The sequence below is a fragment of the Bacillus sp. JS genome (genome assembly GCF_000259365.1).
GTDB classification, from domain to species: Bacteria; Bacillota; Bacilli; order Bacillales; family Bacillaceae; genus Bacillus; species Bacillus stercoris.
Genome location: NC_017743.1, coordinates 1,440,576 through 1,461,295, shown reverse-complemented (window position 1 = coordinate 1,461,295; position 20,720 = coordinate 1,440,576). Strand labels below are relative to the sequence as shown.

Here is a 20,720-nt window from a genome sequence, read left to right as displayed (position 1 = left end):
GTGCCTTTCTAAAGAATTAAGGGGGTTTTATGCGTGTTTTTTGTAACAAAGCTGTTATAAAAATGTTATTTTATTTCGGGTATGAAAACGCTTCAAACACGAAAAGACTCTGCTTTTAAGCAGAGTCTTTCAGATTACGCCCGTTCCCGAGTGCTGTTTTTTTGTTCGTTTTGTGTGCCCTCCGGCTGTTTTTTCCCACCTGACATAAACCAGCCGCTAACTGCAATTGCCGCTAAGACACCCCAGAATATCAGCTTCCATGTTCCAGAATGGATAAAGTGTTCAGAAACAACCGCTATGTCACGATGGGCAAGCGTATATAAAGCAAGCTTCACTCCGACCCAGCCGACAATCACAAAGGCTGCTGTTTCTAGGCTTGGACGTTCCTTTAATAACTTTACAAACATTGAAGCCGCAAATCGCATGATCACCAGTCCGATTATACCACCGGCCAAAATGATGATAAATTGCCCTCCGTCAAGTCCGCCGATCTTCGGGAGTGATGTCCCAGGGAGCGTAACCGCCAGTGCTACTGCTGCTAAAATAGAATCAACAGCAAACGCGATATCTGCCAGTTCCACTTTTAAAACAGTCGGCCAAAAACCGCTTTTCTTCGTCTCTTTATGCGTGTCTTCTTTCTTAAATACATATCTTTTCAATAAGTGGCTTGCTGAGATATACAGCAAATAGATCGCGCCAATCGCTTGAACCTGCCATACGTTGACCAAGAAAGAAATTGCAAATAAAGAGCCAAATCGCAGTACAAAAGCCCCTGCCAATCCATAAAACAGCGCTTTTTTTCTTTTTTCTTCCGGCAAATGTTTTACCATTACCGCCATAACCAGTGCGTTATCGGCGGCTAAAATCCCTTCCAGCCCGATCAAGACGAGAAGAACCCAACCATACTCTAATAATAATGCTGCATCCATAAATGATACCCTCCCAAAAAAGTTGTTTTCTTTCTCTTCATCCGATCTTATGCCGGCCGGACCATGCAAAAAAGACCTTTGCCGACATAAGGCAAAGGTCTTGCTAGACATGAATTCAAGCATGCCAACAAAGCCGATGGATACCATCCATGAAATGACGACTTTGTTTCCGGAATATATTCCGGACGCTACTCCCCTTTGGGATTTCAAGAAATATCATTTTATACGTCAATAATATGCGCAGTGCGGTGATTTGTCAACGTTTATTTTTTAAAAATACTGATAAATGTTCGGAGTGCGTGCGTTTCTTCCTCTTTTTCATCAATAAGTAGAGCAGGAACAGCACCAAAATCGCTATCCCGATCGGAAGCATATATTGATCAAGAATAGAGCCGACTTCCTTCCAATTTTCACCGAGCTTCACACCGAGATAAACATATACAAATGTAATCGGAAGCATAGCGATGAATGTATAAAGCGAAAACACCCAAACATTCATTTTTGCAATGCCGCACGGTATGGAGATCAATGTCCTGATGCCAGGCAAAAAACGGCCGCTGAAGGCGACAAAGCCCCCATGTTTTTTGAAAAATTGATCCGACTTATCAAGCGCTTCAGGCTTAATAAAAAGGTACTTCCCAAAACGTTCAAGAAACGGCCTTCCTCCGTACCTTCCTATCCAATACAGCGTAAGCGGACCGGCCACTCCTCCTAGCGTTCCTGCCAAAACAACGCCGGTAAGCGTCATATCGCCTTTCGATACCCAGTAGCCCGCAAGAGGCAGGACGATTTCAGCGGGGATAAACTCAATACTGAGCGCTAGAAATATTCCAAAATAAGATAAGCTTTTAAATGCTTCTATCCATGACATTACCAGCTCTTCGATAGCCTTCAACTCCCCTTTTCCCTATTTATGTATTGTACATTTTATTTTTTTGGAAAACGTCAACATGATTTTAACACATTTTTCACGGTCAGCTGAACTAAAAATAGCTCTCACTCATATTTCTATCATCTTGAAGGCTGAAAGGCTGGAGTTAAGCAGCCGATAATAAAGAGAGTCAACAAGACTGGAACATCAGATACGGGAGGAATCTCCATTTGGAAATACACGTTACGTATAATACGACGCTCATATATTTATCTATTCTTATTGCCTGTGCCGCCTCGTACATTTCCCTTGAACTGTCAAGGAAAGTCACGATCCATACGGGTTTAAAAAGTAAAGTTTGGCTGATTGGCGGCTCACTTATAATGGGATTCGGGATTTGGTCAATGCATTTTGTAGGGATGATGGCCGTCCATATGGAGATGGAGATGCAGCTGGAATATGAATTCATGCCTTTAATGGCATCCATTGGTGCATCTGTTTCCGGATCATTTGTGTCATTATATTTTGTCAGCCGGAACATTCTTACATTTTACAGACTGCTTACCGGATCAGTTGTGCTTGGCGCATCTATTGCTTCTATGCACTATATCGGAATGTCTGCCATTTCCCGGGTAATGATTATATATGAACCGATTCTTTTTACAGTTTCAATTATCATTGCGATTGCAGCATCTTTCGTCTCGTTAAAGATATTCTTTGACTTGGCCGTAAAAAAACATTCTGATCATCTTATGTACTATAAAGTCATCAGTTCACTTGTAATGGGTTTAGGGATTTCGGGCATGCATTATACAGGAATGCTTGCCGCAACTTTCCATGAGGACACGGCTCCTCCCGGAAGCCATATGGAAGTACATACGTTTCATTGGTCAATTTTTGTTACTTTAATTATTTTTTGTATACAAACATTATTATTATTCAGTTCCCATGCAGACCGAAAGTTTATGAAACAAAGCGAACGCATAAAGGATAACGAACAGAGATTTCAATCTTTAATCAACCACAATATTGATGCCATCTTTATTTTGTCATTAGAAGGCGACATTATATCATCAAATCATGCCGGCGAGGAAATGATCAGCAAATTTGGATTCAGCATGCACGATTGGAGAAATTATACACCCCAGAAGATTAAGCTCCTTTTTGAGCAAGTTAAAAAAGATAAACAAGCGATGAACAGTGATAGCGATCTGATTACTGAAAAAGGCCAGTTTCACTTAAATATTACGCTCATACCTGTTGAGGTCAATCAAGACCTTGACAGCATTTATGTTATTTGCAAAGACATGACAAAGCAGTACAGAGCAGAGAAAGAAATCCATAGAATGGCTCATTATGATTCGCTTACAGACTTACCTAACAGAAGGCATGCCATCTCTCACCTAACAGAAGTGCTGAATCGCGAGCATACCTTACACTATAACACCGTTGTATTCTTTCTGGACTTAAACCGGTTTAAAGTGATTAACGATGCATTAGGGCATAATGTCGGTGATCAACTGCTTCAGCTTGCAGCTAAGCGCCTGTCATCTGTAGTTCCTGATAACGGATTTATTGCCCGTCTTGGCGGCGATGAATTTATTATTATATTGACAGACGCCAATACAGGAACTGGCGAGGCAGATGTTTTAGCAAGAAAAATTATCCAAAAATTCGAAAAACCTTTTAAAATCCAAGAGCACACTCTAGTCACATCTGTCAGTATCGGGATTGCAATATCTCCAAAAGACGGGACGGATGGCCTTGAATTGATGAAAAAGGCTGATATGGCGATGTATGCCGCTAAAGAACCAAACAAAAGCAAATACAGGTACTTTTCTTTTTCAATCGGGAACAAAGAAACCGTCAAGCTGAATCAAGAGATCGTACTTAGAGAAGCAATTGAAAACGATAGGTTTGTTTTACATTATCAGCCGCAATTCAGTGCAAAAAATCAAAAAATGACAGGGGCAGAAGCATTAATACGCCTTGTCACACCCGACGGGCAGCTGTGCCCACCTGGAGAATTCATCGGTGTCGCAGAAGAAACGGGCCTTATTATTGATATCGGAAAGTGGATTATAGATGAAGCATGCAAACAGGCAAGGGTTTGGCATGACAAAGGCTATGATCTTTCTGTCGCCATCAATATTTCCGCCAAACAGTTTCAATCCGAAGATCTGATCCCTCTCATCAAGGATACGCTGAATAAATACAAGCTTCCTCCGCACCTTCTTGAAGTGGAAGTGACAGAAAGCATGACAATGGACAATCTTGATCACTCCAAAAAGGTTTTGTCATCGCTAACGGAATTAGGAATCAGAATCAGTATTGACGATTTCGGTACTGGTCACAGCTCGCTTAGCTATTTGAAGCACTTTCCGATTCACAGGCTGAAAATTGACAAATCATTTATTGACGATATTCAAACCCATCGTAAATCAGAGCAAATTACAGGGGCTATTATTGCCATGGGCCATCAGCTGTCTTTGCAGGTGATTGCCGAAGGTGTTGAAAATTCAGCACAAAAGCAGCTCCTTTATGAAAAAGGCTGCGACCATTTGCAGGGATTCTTTTTCAGCAGGCCAATACCGCCGGAACAAATCGAACAATTCATTATTGAACAGCCGCCGCAATAATAGCGCGGCTGTTTTTTTCACCCATAAGTTACTACACATGAATCGCCCCCCTCCTCTTCACACTAAAGAAAAAAAGGGGTTTATCGATATGCATACAATGTGGAAGGGATCGATCAGTTTCGGATTAGTAAACATCCCCATCAAGCTATATGCGGCCACAGAAGATAAAGATATTAAGCTGCGCAGCCTCCATAAAGAGGATCACGCACCAATCAAATACGAGAAAGTTTGCACAAATTGCGAAAAAACACTTAGTCCTGATGAAATTGTCAAAGGATATGAATATGTAAAAGGAAAATATGTAGTGCTGACGGACGAAGATTTAAAAAGCTTAAAGCAGGAGCATGAGGAGAAAGCGGTTGAGATTGTTGACTTTGTTCAGCTTCAGGAAATTGATCCGATTTATTTTAACCGCTCCTACTTCGTCGGCCCCGGGGATAACGGGACAAAAGCCTATACCCTGCTGCGTGAGGCGCTGCGTTCAACCGGAAAGATTGGTATCGCCAATATGACAATCAGGTCAAAGCAGCAACTGGCGATTCTCCGCGTTTATGAAAATTGTATCGTCATGGAGTCCATCCATTATCCGGATGAGGTCAGAAGCGCCGCTCATGTCCCAGGTGTACCTGATCAATCGAATGTAAATGATAAGGAACTGCAAACCGCTATCACATTAATAGATGAACTGACTGCTGAGTTTGAACCTGAAAAATATGAGGACACGTACCGGCAGGCTCTGCTGCAAAGAGTCAATGACAAGCTTGAAAATAAAGAGACAGCCGTCACTCCTGATAAAGCGCCACCGCGTGAAGATGTCATTGACCTGGTAAGCGCACTGCAAGCCAGCATTGACAGAACCAGAAGACCGAACCCCGAGACACCGGCTGCCACACCTGCACAAGCCGCTGAACCGAAAGGAGCCGGAGATAAAAAACGGAAAACGACTAGAAAAAAAGCCTCCGGCACGTCATAGTCCATGGCGTTAACCATGCAGCCGGTCCTTACTTCGTCACCGCCAATCGGAGAAGAATGGCGTTACGAAGTTAAATATGACGGGTACCGATGTATTCTTCGCATCCATTCTTCAGGTGTGACCTTAACCAGCAGAAATGGTGTGGAGCTCAACAGCACCTTCCCTGAAATCACACAATTCGCCAAAAGTGTCTTTCAGCCTATGGAAAAAGAACTTCCGCTGACACTTGATGGAGAAATCGTATGTTTGGTGAATCCTTGTCGTGCAGATTTTGAACATCTTCAAGTACGGGGACGTTTAAAAAGGCCAGACAAGATTCAGGAATCGGCAAACGCGAGGCCGTGCTGCTTTCTCGCTTTTGACTTATTAGAGCGAAACGGAGAAGATGTAACGCTTCTTTCGTATTTGGACCGTAAAAAATCGCTGTATGACCTCATGTCCACAGCAAAGCTTCCTGTGTCTCCAGACCCTTACGCAAAGGAAACCATCCAATATATCCCCTGTTACGATCATTTTGATCAACTCTGGGAAATGGTAATGAAATATGACGGAGAAGGAATTGTAGCGAAAAAAACAAACAGCAAATGGCTCGGAAAGAAGCGGTCGTCCGATTGGCTCAAATATAAAAACTTTAAACAAGCACATGTTTGCATAACAGGCTTCAACCCTAACAATGGGTTTCTGACGGTGTCCGTATTAAAAAACAGGATCATGACACCGATAGCCTCTGTCTCGCACGGAATGCGTGATGAAGAAAAAAGCGCGATACGAGAGATTATGGAACAGCACGGACATCAAGCACCTTCTGGCGAATTTACGCTTGAACCTTCTATTTGTGCAACTGTTCAATACTTAACGATTCTTCAAGGCACACTAAGAGAGGTATCGTTTGTCGGTTTCGAATTCCAAATGGACTGGACCGAATGCACGTATGCGCAAGTCATACGCCACTCCAAACCGGTTCACCCAAAGCTTCAGTTCACAAGCCTGGATAAAATCATATTTGAAAAGAATAAAAAAACAAAAGAAGATTTTATTCAGTATATGATTGAAGTCAGTGACTACCTGTTTCCATTTCTGAAAAACCGTGCTGTCACCGTCATTCGCTATCCGCATGGAGCTAGGAGCGAATCATTTTTCCAAAAAAACAAGCCGGACTACGCGCCGGATTTTGTTCAATCTTTCTATGACGGAAGCCATGAGCATATTATCTGCGAGGATATGTCTACGTTGTTATGGCTTTGCAACCAGCTTGCTTTGGAGTTTCACGTTCCTTTTCAAACCATTAGAAGCAGGCGTCCGGCTGAGATTGTCATTGATTTAGACCCGCCTTCGCGAGATGACTTTATTATGGCCGTTCAGGCTGCAAATGAACTGAAGCGGCTGTTTGACTCCTTTGGCATTACTTCGTACCCGAAGCTGTCCGGCAACAAAGGCATCCAGCTTTATATTCCCTTGTCTCCTGAGGCTTTCACGTATGAAGAAACACGCCAATTTACACAGCTGATTGCCGAGTACTGCACCAATGCATTTCCCGAGCTATTTACCACTGAACGCTTGATTAAAAACAGGCACGGCAAATTGTATCTTGATTATTTGCAGCATGCAGAAGGAAAAACGATTATCTGTCCCTATTCGACGAGAGGAAATGAGCTCGGGACTGTCGCGGCACCGCTTTACTGGCATGAAGTCCAATCATCTTTAACACCCGCTCTGTTTACAATTGATACCGTCATTGATCGGATTAAGAAAAAGGGCTGCCCATTTTTTGATTTTTACCGCAACCCGCAGGACGAACCTCTTAGCGCTATATTACATCAGTTGAAAAAAAGAGCTGACTAATGAAGTCAGCTCTTTCCGTTTAACTGTACTTTTTCTCTAATCGCTCTTTTTCCTGGCGCTGAAGCGGGCTCAGCGGCTCATTATATAAATCGATATCAATCGCGTATTTCGGGCGTCTTTTCACTTCGGAAAATATCGTCCCGATATACTCTCCGATAATCCCAATTCCCATCAATTGCAGCCCGCCCAAAAACCAAATGGAAATGATGAGAGACGCCCAGCCTGCATTCGTATGGCCGAGCAGCTTTTGAATAAACGCGCCAATTCCTGCCACAGCGCTGAGAAAAAATAAAATAAATCCCAATAGCGTAAAGAATCGAATTGGTGCGACACTGAATGATGTAATCCCGTTAAAAGCGAATGACAGCATTTTTTTCAGCGGATATTTCGTTTTGCCGGCAAAGCGTTCCTTGCGGTCATACAACACTTCGGCTGACTTAAAGCCGATCATGGGAACAATGCCTCTTAAAAACAAATTCGCTTCTGGATAACGCTCAAGCTCTTCAAGGGATCTTTTATTCATTAAACGAAAATCAGCATGATTATAAATTAATTTAATTCCAAGCTTATTCATGAGGCGATAAAATCCTAATGCGGTCGTGCGTTTGAAAAAGGTATCGGTTTTTCTGCTCCGGCGGACACCGTAAACGATCTCGCAGCCTTCATGATATTTCAGCATAAAATCCCGGATCACAGAGATGTCGTCCTGAAGATCAGCATCAATCGAAATGACACAGTCTGACCTATTCTTCGCTTTATGGAGTCCGGCTAAAAGCGCTTTTTGGTGGCCGACATTGCAGGCTAATTTTAAACCGGTAACCTTCTTGTTTTTTATGCTCTCCATGGCAATCAGAGCCCAAGTGCGGTCTTTGCTGCCATCATCGACGAATAGAATTTTACTGTTCTCAGCAATTAATTTCTCTTCAATTAAATCGTCTATAACCTCTGTCAACTGACGGCTTGTTTCTTGAAACACTTCCTCTTCATTGAAACACGGGACGACGATGGTTAATACTGGCTGTGGCTGTTTCAATCGATATCCTCCTTATCTTGTTTCATATAAATAAATGCGCCAAGCGGAATCCTTATGGTCAAACGTCTTGACAAGCGCAAGATGGTTTTGTTCAGCATTCATGATCGGAACTGAAGAAAAAATGTACCGTCCGCCCATTTTTTTAAATACATCTGTATTTAATTGAAGATTGTTGATCGTTTTCTTCGAGTTCTTTTTGAAATCGTATCGTTTACCGAGTTCATCGACAAAAAGGTAGCAGCGGCTGCCCCACTCATCAAAATATTGTTTCAGCTGAGTGTTTTTTTCCAGCTCTTTTTCGATGATTTTCCTAAATTCATATTTATAAGAAAGTGGATATAGATTGTTATACGTATCTAACGTATAAAACCCGTTATATTGGGCGATTGACGGATGCAGGCCGATGCTCGCCACCCTGTACGAATCTTGCGGGCGTCCGATAAATTCCTTAATCTCGTTGAATTGCTCGGATGCATAAAACTCCCTGAATGTCGGCGCGTTGTAATGAACACCATACGTATACTCTTCATTAAAAGGCGCCAGCACCATCAGCTGTGCAGCGACCGCGGCGTACACAAGCCATTTCCATCCTTTCCCCATCCGCCAAATGAGATATAAAGCTAGCGCAAAGCTCATGTATATAACAAGCGGCCGAAGAAAATGAAATCGGGCAAAATTAAATTCTGCTAAAAAGGCAAATGTCTGCTTAGGCACTGCCCAAATTTTGTTGAACCAAAACGCATACCATAATGACAGTCCGTAATTAAGTACACATAAAAACAGATAAACATTTTCTGGCTTTGTCCGATTTCGTTTGAACAGCAGAGCAGCAAATACGAGCAGCAGAATCGGGAGGATGACAACGGTATGAACGGTCATCACATGATTATGGCCATAGACAAAGTTTTTTACGGATAGTCGAAGAGAATGCCAAACGTCATGCCTGGATGAGATAAATTCAATCCGATGCATCGGTGCATGCTCAAACAACATCGAATAGACAAGCCGATATTCAACGAAAAGATAGATACTCGTCATAAATGCAATACTGCCTAAGAAAATCAGATTCCATCTTCTTTTTGTAATAGCATCATACAGCCAAAAACACGCCATTCCTGCCAGGAAAAAGAAGAAGCCTAGCACAAAGCTTGAGTATAAGGGGAGCAAGCCCAGCGTCAGCCATTCTCTCCATGAGATATCCCCTTTTCGGATATTTAAAAAAGCCCACAGTGCCAAAGGGTACCCAAGCGTACTCAGCATTCCCGAAGGCCAGAAAGGTGTTAAGGCAAATGCAAGCGATACGCCAATTCGGATGAAAGCAGCTTTTGGCTCCGGGATCACATGTTTCTTCAGCAGCACATACATTCCAAAAAAAGCGACAACTCTTGTAACCGTTTGGCTTATTGCATAGGCAGTCATGGAAGAAAAGAAAGCATGAAGCCAAACAATGCCGCTCCACTCGGTGCCAAAGGCATCCCGTGGCAGCCCGTTAATGATTTGCGGAATGGCAGCGTCAACCTTGCCGACGATTTCTCCGCTATCGGCAAGAACCTTGTACCACGCGATGTTGGAATCTAAATTATCGTGGACCCGGATATGGGCATCTTCCTTTAAAACAAAAAGCGGGGATACATACAGCAAAAGGAGAAATAATGCGATCCAGAGATAATATGTTTCTTTTTTTTGTTGTCTCATCAACCGTAACATTGCTTACACATCCATTTGTTATTCTGACTCCGTCGGCATGTTCTGCCTCATGTGTCAAAATTTATTATCCCTTTTCCCTTCCAAATCATTCATCATATGACAATCCGTTTTTCAGCCTGTCTCTACCCATTAATTCCCGCTATCCATAGTGCTTGATCACTTACTATACTGATAGCAGGGAGGGGATATATTTTGTTTACAATCTTACTTTCATTGGCCATACTCGTATTTGTGCCATTTCTATATAAAGCGAACCGCAATACAAAAGATGTGAAAGTCAACACCATTTCAATCGATCAAAAAGACGGCCTTCCAGCCAGAAAAAAATTAAATATCCTTCATTTATCAGATCTTCACTTGGAAAACATTTCAGTCTCACCTGAGGAGCTGTATCTTTTAACAAAAGATCAGCCTGTGGACATCATTGCTCTTACCGGGGATTTTCTTGATCGGAAACGTAATATTCCGAAGCTGGCAGGTTACTTGAATGCCTTGCAAAAGCTGAAGCCTGCATATGGAATGTACGCGGTGTTCGGTAACCACGATTATGTATTGAAAGAAAGAGACTTTCAGAGGCTGAAGCGTGTTTTAGAGGAAAACGGCTGTATCACTCTTCAAAATGAACATGTTCGAATCGAGACGGCTGCAGGGCCAATCAATATTATCGGCATTGATGATTACAGTACGAATCGCAGTAATATCACCGGCTCTTATCAAAGTTTGGAAAACGGCTATCAGCTTGTACTAACACATGACCCAAATATTATTCTGGATATGAAAGATGTTCATTATGATTACCTGATGTCAGGCCATTTTCACGGCGGGCAAATCCATTGGCCAAAACCGTATCATTTGGTGAAAATGGGCAAACTCGTGCGCATGAACATGATTAAAGGTCTTCATTATCATCACGATAAGCCATTTTATATCAGCGAAGGCTTAGGACAAACCGGCGTAAATATCCGTGTCGGGAGCCGCCCTGAAGTGACATTTCATCAAATTTAAGCAAAAAAGACTGTGCTGACCGAGGCATCAGTCTTTTTTTTGATAAGTTTTCTGCAGCTTTTCTTTTGAGATCAACAAATAGGATGAATTCGGTAAATGCCGCAAGCTCACAGGCTTTGAAGTCAAATATAAAATCGGCACATGGGACATTTTTTTAAAGCATCTGTAAAAAGGGTTCACCGGGGTGATCACATCAAAGCCGAGCCTTTCCACACCTTTGTCAAGCATTGTAATCCCGATGATCCCTTTGATTTTCTCGCTTTTTTTATGATTGTTGATATAGTCAAGAAGAAGCGGCATCGATTGATATACTTTCTGATAAATAATGATTCCTTTTCTGACCGCGCTCTCAATGCTTTGCAGTTCTCTTATCAGCTTAATATTGTGCAGATGGATTTTAACGAGCACATCATTTTTTCTAATATGCGTTCCGTCGCTCAGCACGACATGATGTCCTTTATACTTCGTCAGCCTGACTCGAAAAACGCTTTTTTGCTCTTTGTCAATCAAGCTTAGCCTAGAAAAAAAGAAATAAATCGGGTCAAGCATTTTCCAAATGGAAAGGAAACAGGTTTTCATCTTTTCACCTTCCTTATGATCAAAAACACCCTTATATTTTGTGAGCGTTCTCCCCAAAATATAGTTGCCATATTTTTTTGGGAGGGCTGTCATGAAAAACATTCTCATTTTTCCTTTTTTAAGCATTTCCACCGGCCATCATCATGTCTCTGATGCATTGCAGGCTGAATTGGAGTCTCAGGGGCTTGGAGCCGAGAACATTGATATCTTTTCACATGCGTATAGGCGGTTAGAAAAATTGTCCTCCGCGGCTTATTTAAAATGGATTCAATACTTCCCGAAAACGTATAGCGGCATTTACCGGCTGCTCGCCTGCGGAGAATATCAGCATGACAAACGCTATTCCATGTACGAATGGCTGTTCACACAGCAAATGAGGCACATCCTCCAAGAAAAACAGCCTGATTTCGCCTTCTGCACACATGCGCTGCCTTCTTATCTGCTGAACCGGCTAAAGCCTGAATATCCGAATCTGACGGTTGTGAATGTATACACTGATTTTTTCGTGAATCAATTATGGGGACGGAAGAACATTGATTACCATTTTGTTCCGAGCACCGAAGTAAAGAAGCAGCTCATATCAGAGGGGATCGATCAGAAAAACATATACTTGACCGGCATACCCGTTCACCGAATGTTTGAAATGGGATCAGCAGATGCCTGTCAGCATCATCAGCCATATACCATCATCATCACAGGAGGCAGTATGGGAGTCGGGGGAATGTTAAAATGGGTGCAGAAACTGTCGCCAGGCGGAAAGATCTTATACAAAATATTATGCGGCAGAAACGAAAAGCTCTACTGCTATGTCAAAAGTTTACACCACCCTTTAATTGAGGCGATTCCTTACCTTCACAGCAAAGCAGAGATGAACCGTTTGTACGAACAGGCGGCAGGCATCATGACAAAACCCGGAGGCGTGACCATTAGTGAATGCTTACAGAAGCGGCTCCCCGTATTTATTTATCATGCACTGCCGGGACAGGAGGAAATGAATTTGAACCTTTTAAAAGAAAGGGAGCTTGTCATAGATATAAGAAACTGGGATGTACAAAAAGCAGAAGAACGTTTTGCGGTATTTTTTCAATCAATTGAACTGATGAAGAAATATCAAACACACGTCAATGAATATCTTGAAGAAATGTCTGATAGGAAGATTGAAGATGTTTTAAAAAGAATTCTATGACACAAAAAAACACTCTCCTGAAACAGAGAGTGTAGGGTCGTTAACGAAACAGCAAATGCTGGCTGTGTATGCCCGCTTTCTTGAGCAGGACGATCAGCTGGTCCTGTTCATCAGGCGAAAGGCCTGAAAACGCTCTCGCAATACGCAGAGCATGAATCGGATAAATTTTATCCAAATACTCATTTCCCTTGTCAGTTAAATGTGCGTAAACGGAGCGTTTATCTTTCGGGTCCTGCTCCCTTACTAAAAACCCGTTTCTTTCTAGTTTGTCAATAACATATGTGACGTTTCCGCTTACAAGCAGAAGTCTCGACCCAATTTGCTGCAATTTTTGCGGGCCTCTTGTGTACAGGAGCTCCAGTACAGCAAATTCAGTGGGATTAAAACCGTGCTCTTTGCTATCACGGATACTATGTTCGGACACACTTTTGAAAGCCCTTGCAAAAACTCTGTACAAATTCATCGCACGCTCAACTTCTTCTTCGTTAAACGATAATCTCATCATATCTACCTCGTATATAGGATTTTTATAAAAAAATAATGAAAACCCTTACATATAATAAGAGTTCAGTCCCTTACTATACGTATTCGCTATAATTCGAGAAATTCCTTCTAAAAGCAAAAAAATCCTTATACATTATCTTGTATAAGGATAATTTCTGTGATTTGTAATGCTCCGAAAGAAATAAGCATATTCTTTCCGAAGCTCAGAAATCGTCATTTTGTTCATGACCTCTTTATTATAAACCCCAATTTGATAGAGTTTTTCAGAATAATGACTTCGTTCTTTTTCTAAAGCGGTTTTCAATAAATTACTCATAGCGTCCTCCTTCATTTTGAGGTATCCTATACAAAAGATACTCTATTTAAATGAACGTGGTATGAATCTAATGTAAAGAATTTATGTTTACGAAGATTTACGGTACCGTCCGTTTTGAACGAATCTTAATAATTGAAAAGCCTGTTCTCCGGCAAGCTGCATAAACGTCTCCAGCATTTCATCACGCTTGATATCCAACTCGATAATTTCTTTTGCCAGTGAGACCGCTTTTTCTTCCTCCATGATTATCCTTCCTCCTCGTTTGTTCGTTACATAAAGGATAAAACGCGCTTGTATGTTACGCATTATTCTTGTTAATTTTTCTTCCGCATTTTTTCAAAAATCTTCTATTTGATGTTAGAAAATATGACAAGCGTCAGGTTTTTTCTCTTTGTTTTTTATATACTATTATCAAAAGACATCCAGGGGTGGAAAAATGACCACAGAAGATCATTCTTATAAAGACAAAAAAGTGATTTCAATCGGAATTGTGAGTGAATTGACAGGATTGTCCGTAAGACAGATCAGGTATTATGAGGAACGAAAACTCATTTACCCGCAGCGTTCTTCAAGGGGGACAAGAAAATACTCCTTTGCCGATGTGGAGCGTCTGATGGATATCGCCAATAAGCGCGAAGACGGCGTACAGACGGCAGAGATTTTAAAGGATATGCGCAAAAAAGAACAGATGTTAAAAAACGATCCGCAAGTGCGAAAAAAAATGCTGGAGGGGCAGCTTAATGCTCACTTTCGGTACAAAAACCGTTAAATGATAAAAGTCCGGCTCGCAGTTGAGACGGACTTTTTATATTTATAATGAGTGTATGAATGCAGTGGCAATGCCAAAGTAGATTAATAAAGATAAAATATCGTTTAACGTTGTAATCAGCGGTCCAGAAGCAATCGCCGGGTCTACTTTCAGTTTGTGCAAAATAATAGGGATAATCGTTCCTGACATCGTGCCGATGATTAAGGTTAAAAACAGTGAAGAAGCGACAACAAATCCCAAAAGCGCATTCCCCTGCCATATGATGGAGACAATCGCGATTAGCACAGAACAAACCGCTCCGATAAAAATACTTGTTCTGAACTCCCGGAAGATCAGGCGCACAATCGTTTTTTTGTTCATTTCTTCTTTAGACAAACCTCTGATGACAACCGCGAGAGATTGTGTTCCCGTATTTCCTGTCATCCCTGACACCATCGGCATGAAAAACGCAAGCGCGACAACCTGTTTCAGCGCATCTTCAAAATAGCTGATAATGCTTCCTGAAATCAGCCCGATAAACAAGAGTAAAATCAGCCATGGCAGGCGCCGGTATGCCGCCACGTAAGCTTTTGTGTCAAAGGTGATGTCTTTACCGGAAGCGGCGAATTTTTCGTAATCCTCATCAGCTTCCCGAATAACGACGTCGATAATATCATCGACCGTCACAATGCCGACAAGCACGTTGTTTTCTTCTACAACCGGTATTGCCAAGAAATCGTAACGTTCAATCAGGCGGGCAACTTCTTCCTGGTCCTGAAGAGCATCTGCTGATATGACGCGGGTAAACATTAAATCCTGCACCTTTTCTTCAGGTTCACCCAGGATCAAATCGCGGTAGGAAAGAACCCCAACCAGCTGTTTGCTTTCATTAATAACATATAAGTAGTTGATCGATTCAGCGATTTCAGCGAAGCTTTTCAGTTTGACGACCGCGTCTTTTACCGTATAATGCTGAGGAATCCACACATATCGGTTTGTCATCATGCGTCCCGCTGAGTCAGCCGGATAATTCATCAAGAGCTGTACAGCTTTTGACTCTGACGCTTCCATGCTGGACAAAAGCTGCTCCTTCAGTTCTTCATCCATTTCTTCAAGCAATTGTGCGAGGTCATCGTTGTCCATTTTGTTCATCGCCAGTGTTGCTTTTGTTTTTCCGACTTTATTTAAGACGGCAAGCTGAAATTCGCGTTCCAGCTCCCCGATCATATCAGTGATATCGTCTACAGTTAAATAAGATAAATAGCGGGCGCGGTGTTTTTCCGGCATTTCTTTAAAAATAAACGCCATGTCATAGGGCTGAAGCTCATCAATAACGCTTCTGAAATCCCTGATTTTCCCGTCTCGCAATAAAATAATGATACGTAAAATGAGTTCGTCATAGGTCATGTTTTGAACCATCGGGACTCGTACCTCCTCTACGGAGACGTGCCGGCCTCGCCAGAAGGTGCGGCAGTTCGTCTCCTCATCGTGTAATCAATTGCCTTGTTGTCATAGTATATGGGTACTTCTTCAGATTGACTCGAATGGGGAGAATCCATACTCCGCACCTCCTTTGATTGGGTTCGTTTTAAAGGCATAAAAAAAGCCTTCAGGATTGAAGGTGAAAGAAGCACGGCAAAAAAGCGTGCGGGCGCCTTCAATCGTAGAGCTTTAGCACTGTATGGCATAGGACAATCATCCAGCTGCATTAAAAATCACCTTATGTCGATGATTTCTGTTGACCCATTGGCGTCTTTGGACATTTTTGGGCAGCAGCGTATCTCCATACAGGAGCCTCACCTAACGAAGTTCCTAATTGAATTGACACACTGAGATTACAGAAAAAAACAAGCTGTGTCAACTCAAAAAAGTAATAAATGCGCTTACATCACAATTACGGAACAAAACAAGGGCCTAAGCCCTTATTCTGTTGTTTGTGACTCGTCATCTTCAGAAAGCAAATGATACGTTTCATGAAGAAATAAAGCATACTCTCCATCCTTCGTCGGATGAGGGACATATTCAGCCTGATTGATGTATTGCTCCTCTTTCTTTTCCATGCGTTTCGCCTCCTTTTCACTTAGATTGTCCAAAAGAAGGTTTCTTATCATGAAAAACCCCCGCTGCAGCGGGGGTTTGATTAGTCGTCTATCTCAGTTTTGATCATGCGGCCATCCTTTGCGGAAATTTCAAATTCTGTCTCAGTTCCTTGTTTCGTTTGGATTTCAATTTCATAGATGTAAGCACCGTCATCTTCGTCCAGCTTACTTTCTGTTACGGTTCCATCTGTTCGCTTTAAAGCAATTTCTTTCGCTTCTTCTTTTGTTATGGCAACTTGTTCTGCTTTCTCCGTTAACGGGTCATTAAGCGCTTGTTTTGTATGAATATCTACATAAACGTCGTAGTCTTCACCCGCTTTTTCAATCTCCACTTCATAGACATCTTTGCCATTGTAAAGCTCTCTGTCAATGTCTTCTACGTTGCCGTCAACAACTGTTTTGGCAATTGATTCTGCTTGTTGTTCAGTGAGTGCACCCGCCTTAGAAGAAGGCTGACTGTTTTCATTGTTTTCTTTGGCAAACGCGTTGTAGCTGAATCCTCCAGCCGCTAGGCACCCTGCTAAAAGCCCGACCATCCATCTTTTCTTGAGCATTTGTGAGTCCTCCTTTGTTTTGTATGCGTACAGTTTACACACTCAACATGAAAGGAAAACGAGAGCAAGATGAGAATTTGATGAGAAACCTTTAGTCTTCATAGACAATGTTAGCTACCTTTCCTGTGTAGGCATTGATCTTCACTGTCGCTTCTTTATCATCAGGAAGATCAACATCCACTTCAAAGATGAGAGTGCCCTCACTTTCTTCGAGATCTGCGTCATCCGCTGTCCCGCCCGTTTCTCGCTCTGCAATTGTTTTGGCTTCTTTTTTCGTAATCGGTGTTTTTTGTTGATCTTTATTGCTGATTTGATCGGCAGACAAGACTGTTTTTGCCTGCATATCTACCTTCACTTCGTATGTTTTTCCGTCTTCTTTTTGAATGATATATGTGGCAACGCGATTCTTGTGTGTTCGTTTTTTGACCGTACCCGGCACCCGCTTAAGCGCGAGATGCTCGGCTTCTTTTTCTGTCATAACAGATGGATTCATCGCTTTTACTCTATTCATCGAAAGAATGTCAGCCGATATTGCGTCAGCTTTTATAAAATAAGTTCCCTTAGGATTTTCAAGGGTCATTTCATATGTTTTTTTATCCTTTGACTGTGTTGATTTCGTGACCTTGCCTTCATAAGAGGCTTCGACTTTTTTTATGACAGCCTCTTTTGAAAGTACGTCCTCATGGGTATGCCGAATGATGAGGAACGTACAGATGGTAACGGCTAAAACTGCTGCTGCAGCAAAAGATACTGCTTTTATTGGTTTGTTCATCGGCCTCCCCCATTCTGTTCGCTGAATTGCATGGTGACAGCTGTTCCTTGTCCCGGCTTGCTTTTGACAGATAGCTCAATGCCATGCTCATCGGCGATTTGCTTGGCAATGGAAAGGCCTAAACCCGTTCCGCCTGTTTTTCTGTTCCGTGCCTCATCTGCCCGGTAGAACCGTTCGAACAAATGCGGGATATGTTCCTCAGGTATCCCGATACCTTCATCCCTTACTGACAGAAACGGCTGTCCATCCTTCGTTCCGGCTGATATCACAATGGCTTTTTCACTATACTTTATGGCATTATCGAGCAAAATGGTCAGCAGCTGCTTGATGCGTTCTTCATCAGCTGTTACAGGCAGGCTATCTTTATCTGTTTCGAGTAAAATGTCGCGCTGATAGACAGGCTGGAGCGTTTGCGTGACGGCGCGCGACACTTCAATCAAATCGATTGTTTTCAGATCAACCTCGAGTCCTTGATGGCTTTTGGCCAGCGCCAAAAGCTGATTGGCCAGTTTCTTCATATGCACCGCTTCTGCATGAATGGCTTCTATCGATTCCTCAAGCACTTCCGGCTTTTTTGCCCCCCATCGCTTCATCAGGCTGCTGTAGCCTTCTATAATGGTGAGCGGAGTTTTTAATTCGTGTGAAGCATCTTGAACGAATTGCTGCTGTTTATCGTAGTGCTCTTTCAGCATCATCGCCATCTCATTAAATGTCAGCCCCATTTGATACAATTCATCGTGCGACTGTCCCTCTAAAGAAATCGTTTTGAATGCTTTCTCTCGCTGTATGTCTCTCATGGTCATCATTAATCGTCTGATCGGATTGATAATACGGCGGGCGAGCAAGCTGCCGGCAAAAAAAGAAGCAATGCAGACAGCGGCACTTGCAGCGATTAAGATGAGTTTCAACAGAAACAGACTCTCTTCTGTATTCTCCTGCCTTTCCACCAATTGAAGAGAAACCACTTGTCCATCGGTCCAAATCACCGGAATTGCAGCCTCAGCAAACAGCTTGCCGTCATGATTCCTCACATCTGCCGTTTCCCCGCTGTGAAAAGAGAGAGGAAAATCTTTATACGCTTTTTCTTTTGTGATCGTCATGATGGCTTTTTCACCATTCACTACACGCACCATGCCATTTGCCGGCAGGTAGGCCTGCAGCATGTCCTGCATAGCCACTCCTTCTGTTTCAGCAGCATGCAGCGCTTCGGCCATGTTATCCGTCTCATCAGCAAGCCGGGCCGCATCCTTTGATGTCAGCGCAGACGAAAAAATGAGATATACTGCGGTATGAACCAAAATTAATAAAATCAACAGTGATATTGATGTGTACAGATGAATCTTGGTTTTCAGCTTCATCGTTTACCCCTTAATGGCATAGCCGACCCCGCGAATCGTATGGATCAGCTGTTTTTCGTAAGGATAGTCCAGTTTTTTTCTGATGTATCTTATGTAGACGTCTACGACATTTGTATCACCGATATAATCAAATCCCCATACCGCGCTTAGAATTTGCTCCCGTGTCAGCACTTGCTGCGGATGCTTTAGCATGTAGACGAGCAAATCAAATTCCCGCGGCGTTAATTCCACCTCTTTGTCTCCGCGTCTCACTTCACGGGTTTTTTCGTTCACCCGTAAATCGTCATATGTAAGAAAGGTGCCGATTTCTTCCGTTTTTGTTCCATTTTGGCGCAGCGCCGCCCTGATTCTCGCAAGTAATTCCTCGATTTCAAACGGCTTGGTGACATAGTCATTCGCACCGATATCCAGACCTGTTACCTTATCAGGAATGCTGTCTCGCGCCGTTAATAAAATGACCGGTGTCTGTTGATCCGTTTTTCTCAAACGGCGCAGCACTTCTAGTCCGCTAAGCCCCGGCAGCATGACATCAAGAAGCACCAAGGAATACCCGCCTTCCGCGGCCGCATTCAGGCCTTCTGTTCCATTGTGTTTAATGGTCACGTCGTATCCTTCATATTCCAATTCAAGCTGCAGAACCCTGGCGATTTTTTCTTCATCTTCCACAATTAATATGTGTCCTTTGTCCAAATGTGATCATCCTCTCCTGTCCCTATATGAAAAAAATGATTTCGTTGTTTACAAAATGATTCTTATCATCTATTATGATGTCAAAATAAAAAATTGTATACGGAAAGCACTAGGGGTGCTGTTTTGGCTGAGATAAAACGCGGGAGAAACGCGTTTTGATCCCTTATGACCCGATCTGGATAATACCAGCGTGGGGAAGTGCAGGTTGACCGAATGGTGTATTTTTTTGTGCGCTTAATCGATCTATGACTGCATATTCCCTTAGGATATGCAGTTTTTTATTTTATCCAAAAAACAGGAGGCTTTTAGAAATGGAGCATATGTGCGGTACAAGCAGAATCGCCGGTTTTCGCTTCTCTTTATATCCGATGACGGATGATTTTATCAGTGTGATCAAGTCTGCGCTGAAAAAAACAGATACGTCCAAGGTTTGGACGAAAACCGACCATATCAGCACGGTGTTACGCGGATCGATTGATCATGTATTCGATGCCGCAAAAGCCATTTACCTTTATGCAGCAAACAGCGAGACACACATCGTCATAAGCGGCACGTTTTCCATTGGGTGCCCGGGCGACACTCAGGGAGATACATATCTTTCCAAAGACAATAAGCGTGTCAATGAAGATGCTGTCCGAGGCTTGAACGCGGAAGCGCCGTGCCAATTTGCGCTTTATCCAATGAATGAGCCGGATTATATGGGATTGATTATGAAGGCTGTCGACATCGCAAAAGCCCAAGGTACTTTTGTACAGGGTGTCCATTACGCGAGCGAGCTTGACGGGGATGCCCATGACGTATTCAGAACATTGGAAGCCGTTTTCCGCATGGCTGAGCAGCAAACAAACCACATCACCATGACTGTGAATCTTTCGGCTAACAGCCCATCAAGAAAAAACAGAAAGCAGGGATAAC

21 protein-coding genes, 1 pseudogene and 3 riboswitches are annotated in these 20,720 nt (G+C 42.6%); of the genes and pseudogenes, 7 read left to right on the top strand and 15 right to left on the bottom strand.

The window, feature by feature from the left end; all coding sequences use genetic code 11:
- Positions 1-134 precede the first annotated feature (134 nt).
- Positions 135-929, bottom strand: a complete 795-nt coding sequence (locus MY9_RS07440; RefSeq protein WP_040083320.1) for a TerC family protein — start codon at positions 927-929, stop codon at positions 135-137.
- 49 nt (positions 930-978) lie between these two features.
- A riboswitch (yybP-ykoY riboswitch) is annotated at positions 979-1,138 on the bottom strand.
- Between the two features lie 47 nt (positions 1,139-1,185).
- Positions 1,186-1,800, bottom strand: coding sequence for a DedA family protein (locus MY9_RS07435; RefSeq protein WP_041521502.1), 615 nt, complete (start codon positions 1,798-1,800; stop codon positions 1,186-1,188).
- Between the two features lie 230 nt (positions 1,801-2,030).
- Here MY9_RS07435 and MY9_RS07430 point away from each other — a divergent pair, with 230 nt between their 5' ends.
- The 3 genes from MY9_RS07430 (at position 2,031) to MY9_RS07420 (ending at position 7,254) form a co-directional block, all read left to right on the top strand.
- Positions 2,031-4,439: an EAL domain-containing protein gene (locus tag MY9_RS07430; protein ID WP_041521311.1), complete on the top strand. Its 2,409-nt coding sequence runs from the start codon at positions 2,031-2,033 to the stop codon at positions 4,437-4,439.
- An 88-nt stretch (positions 4,440-4,527) separates the two neighbouring features.
- The gene (gene ku, locus MY9_RS07425; RefSeq protein ID WP_014663726.1) at positions 4,528-5,412 is read left to right on the top strand and encodes a non-homologous end joining protein Ku; all 885 of its coding nucleotides are present in this window, start codon (positions 4,528-4,530) and stop codon (positions 5,410-5,412) included.
- Positions 5,413-5,415: 3 nt separating this feature from the next.
- Positions 5,416-7,254: a DNA ligase D gene (locus MY9_RS07420; protein ID WP_014663725.1), complete on the top strand. Its 1,839-nt coding sequence runs from the start codon at positions 5,416-5,418 to the stop codon at positions 7,252-7,254.
- A 19-nt stretch (positions 7,255-7,273) separates the two neighbouring features.
- Here the strand turns inward: MY9_RS07420 and MY9_RS07415 are convergent, their stop codons facing one another.
- Entirely contained in the window at positions 7,274-8,287 is a 1,014-nt protein-coding gene (locus tag MY9_RS07415) for a glycosyltransferase family 2 protein (RefSeq protein ID WP_014663724.1), read from the bottom strand.
- Between the two features lie 12 nt (positions 8,288-8,299).
- Positions 8,300-9,994 carry a DUF6044 family protein gene (locus tag MY9_RS07410; RefSeq protein ID WP_014663723.1) on the bottom strand — a complete coding sequence of 565 codons (1,695 nt, stop codon included), beginning with the start codon at positions 9,992-9,994 and terminating at the stop codon, positions 8,300-8,302.
- 192 nt (positions 9,995-10,186) lie between these two features.
- On the opposite strand from MY9_RS07410, the gene MY9_RS07405 reads away from it, so the two are divergent.
- The gene (locus MY9_RS07405) at positions 10,187-10,999 is read left to right on the top strand and encodes a metallophosphoesterase (RefSeq protein WP_041521310.1); all 813 of its coding nucleotides are present in this window, start codon (positions 10,187-10,189) and stop codon (positions 10,997-10,999) included.
- 27 nt (positions 11,000-11,026) lie between these two features.
- On the opposite strand, the gene MY9_RS07400 is transcribed toward MY9_RS07405, so the two are convergent.
- A complete protein-coding gene (locus tag MY9_RS07400; RefSeq protein WP_041521501.1) occupies positions 11,027-11,578 on the bottom strand; it encodes a YkoP family protein in 552 nt (183 codons plus the stop codon).
- A 91-nt stretch (positions 11,579-11,669) separates the two neighbouring features.
- On the opposite strand from MY9_RS07400, the pseudogene MY9_RS07395 reads away from it, so the two are divergent.
- Positions 11,670-12,799, top strand: a pseudogene (locus MY9_RS07395) (MGDG synthase family glycosyltransferase).
- A 5-nt stretch (positions 12,800-12,804) separates the two neighbouring features.
- Here the strand turns inward: MY9_RS07395 and MY9_RS07390 are convergent.
- The 3 genes from MY9_RS07390 to MY9_RS07380 all read right to left on the bottom strand — a co-directional run bounded on the left by MY9_RS07390 (position 12,805) and on the right by MY9_RS07380 (position 13,827).
- Positions 12,805-13,269: a MarR family winged helix-turn-helix transcriptional regulator gene (locus MY9_RS07390; protein ID WP_003232536.1), complete on the bottom strand. Its 465-nt coding sequence runs from the start codon at positions 13,267-13,269 to the stop codon at positions 12,805-12,807.
- 132 nt (positions 13,270-13,401) lie between these two features.
- Positions 13,402-13,584: a stress response protein YkoL gene (ykoL, locus tag MY9_RS07385; RefSeq protein WP_014663719.1), complete on the bottom strand. Its 183-nt coding sequence runs from the start codon at positions 13,582-13,584 to the stop codon at positions 13,402-13,404.
- An 87-nt stretch (positions 13,585-13,671) separates the two neighbouring features.
- Positions 13,672-13,827 carry a hypothetical protein gene (locus MY9_RS07380; protein WP_014663718.1) on the bottom strand — a complete coding sequence of 52 codons (156 nt, stop codon included), beginning with the start codon at positions 13,825-13,827 and terminating at the stop codon, positions 13,672-13,674.
- Between the two features lie 193 nt (positions 13,828-14,020).
- Between MY9_RS07380 and tnrA the strand changes: the two genes are divergently transcribed.
- Complete coding sequence (tnrA, locus tag MY9_RS07375; RefSeq protein ID WP_003232541.1) at positions 14,021-14,353, top strand: MerR family transcriptional regulator TnrA; 333 nt, start codon at positions 14,021-14,023, stop codon at positions 14,351-14,353.
- Between the two features lie 42 nt (positions 14,354-14,395).
- On the opposite strand, the gene mgtE is transcribed toward tnrA, so the two are convergent.
- The 7 genes from mgtE to ykoG form a co-directional block, all read right to left on the bottom strand.
- Positions 14,396-15,751, bottom strand: coding sequence for a magnesium transporter (gene mgtE, locus MY9_RS07370; protein WP_014663717.1), 1,356 nt, complete (start codon positions 15,749-15,751; stop codon positions 14,396-14,398).
- 17 nt (positions 15,752-15,768) lie between these two features.
- Positions 15,769-15,891 carry a hypothetical protein gene (locus MY9_RS22005; RefSeq protein ID WP_041521309.1) on the bottom strand — a complete coding sequence of 41 codons (123 nt, stop codon included), beginning with the start codon at positions 15,889-15,891 and terminating at the stop codon, positions 15,769-15,771.
- Positions 15,892-15,981: 90 nt separating this feature from the next.
- Positions 15,982-16,147: riboswitch (M-box (ykoK) riboswitch) on the bottom strand.
- 107 nt (positions 16,148-16,254) lie between these two features.
- The gene (locus tag MY9_RS07360) at positions 16,255-16,392 is read right to left on the bottom strand and encodes a transcriptional regulator SplA domain-containing protein (RefSeq protein ID WP_041521308.1); all 138 of its coding nucleotides are present in this window, start codon (positions 16,390-16,392) and stop codon (positions 16,255-16,257) included.
- A gap of 80 nt (positions 16,393-16,472) precedes the next feature.
- Positions 16,473-16,985 (bottom strand): PepSY domain-containing protein, encoded by a 513-nt coding sequence (locus tag MY9_RS07355; RefSeq protein WP_041521307.1) that lies wholly within the window; start codon positions 16,983-16,985, stop codon positions 16,473-16,475.
- 91 nt (positions 16,986-17,076) lie between these two features.
- Positions 17,077-17,757: a PepSY domain-containing protein gene (locus MY9_RS07350; RefSeq protein WP_014663715.1), complete on the bottom strand. Its 681-nt coding sequence runs from the start codon at positions 17,755-17,757 to the stop codon at positions 17,077-17,079.
- A complete protein-coding gene (locus MY9_RS07345; protein WP_014663714.1) occupies positions 17,754-19,115 on the bottom strand; it encodes a sensor histidine kinase in 1,362 nt (453 codons plus the stop codon). Before MY9_RS07345 ends, MY9_RS07350 begins: the two co-directional genes overlap by 4 nt.
- 3 nt (positions 19,116-19,118) lie before the next feature.
- Positions 19,119-19,805, bottom strand: a complete 687-nt coding sequence (gene ykoG, locus MY9_RS07340; protein WP_014663713.1) for a two-component system response regulator YkoG — start codon at positions 19,803-19,805, stop codon at positions 19,119-19,121.
- A gap of 101 nt (positions 19,806-19,906) precedes the next feature.
- A riboswitch (TPP riboswitch) is annotated at positions 19,907-20,019 on the top strand.
- Positions 20,020-20,116: 97 nt separating this feature from the next.
- Between ykoG and thiU the strand changes: the two genes are divergently transcribed.
- Positions 20,117-20,719, top strand: coding sequence for an HMP/thiamine ABC transporter substrate-binding protein ThiU (gene thiU, locus MY9_RS07335; RefSeq protein WP_014663712.1), 603 nt, complete (start codon positions 20,117-20,119; stop codon positions 20,717-20,719).
- Position 20,720: the final 1 nt, after the last annotated feature.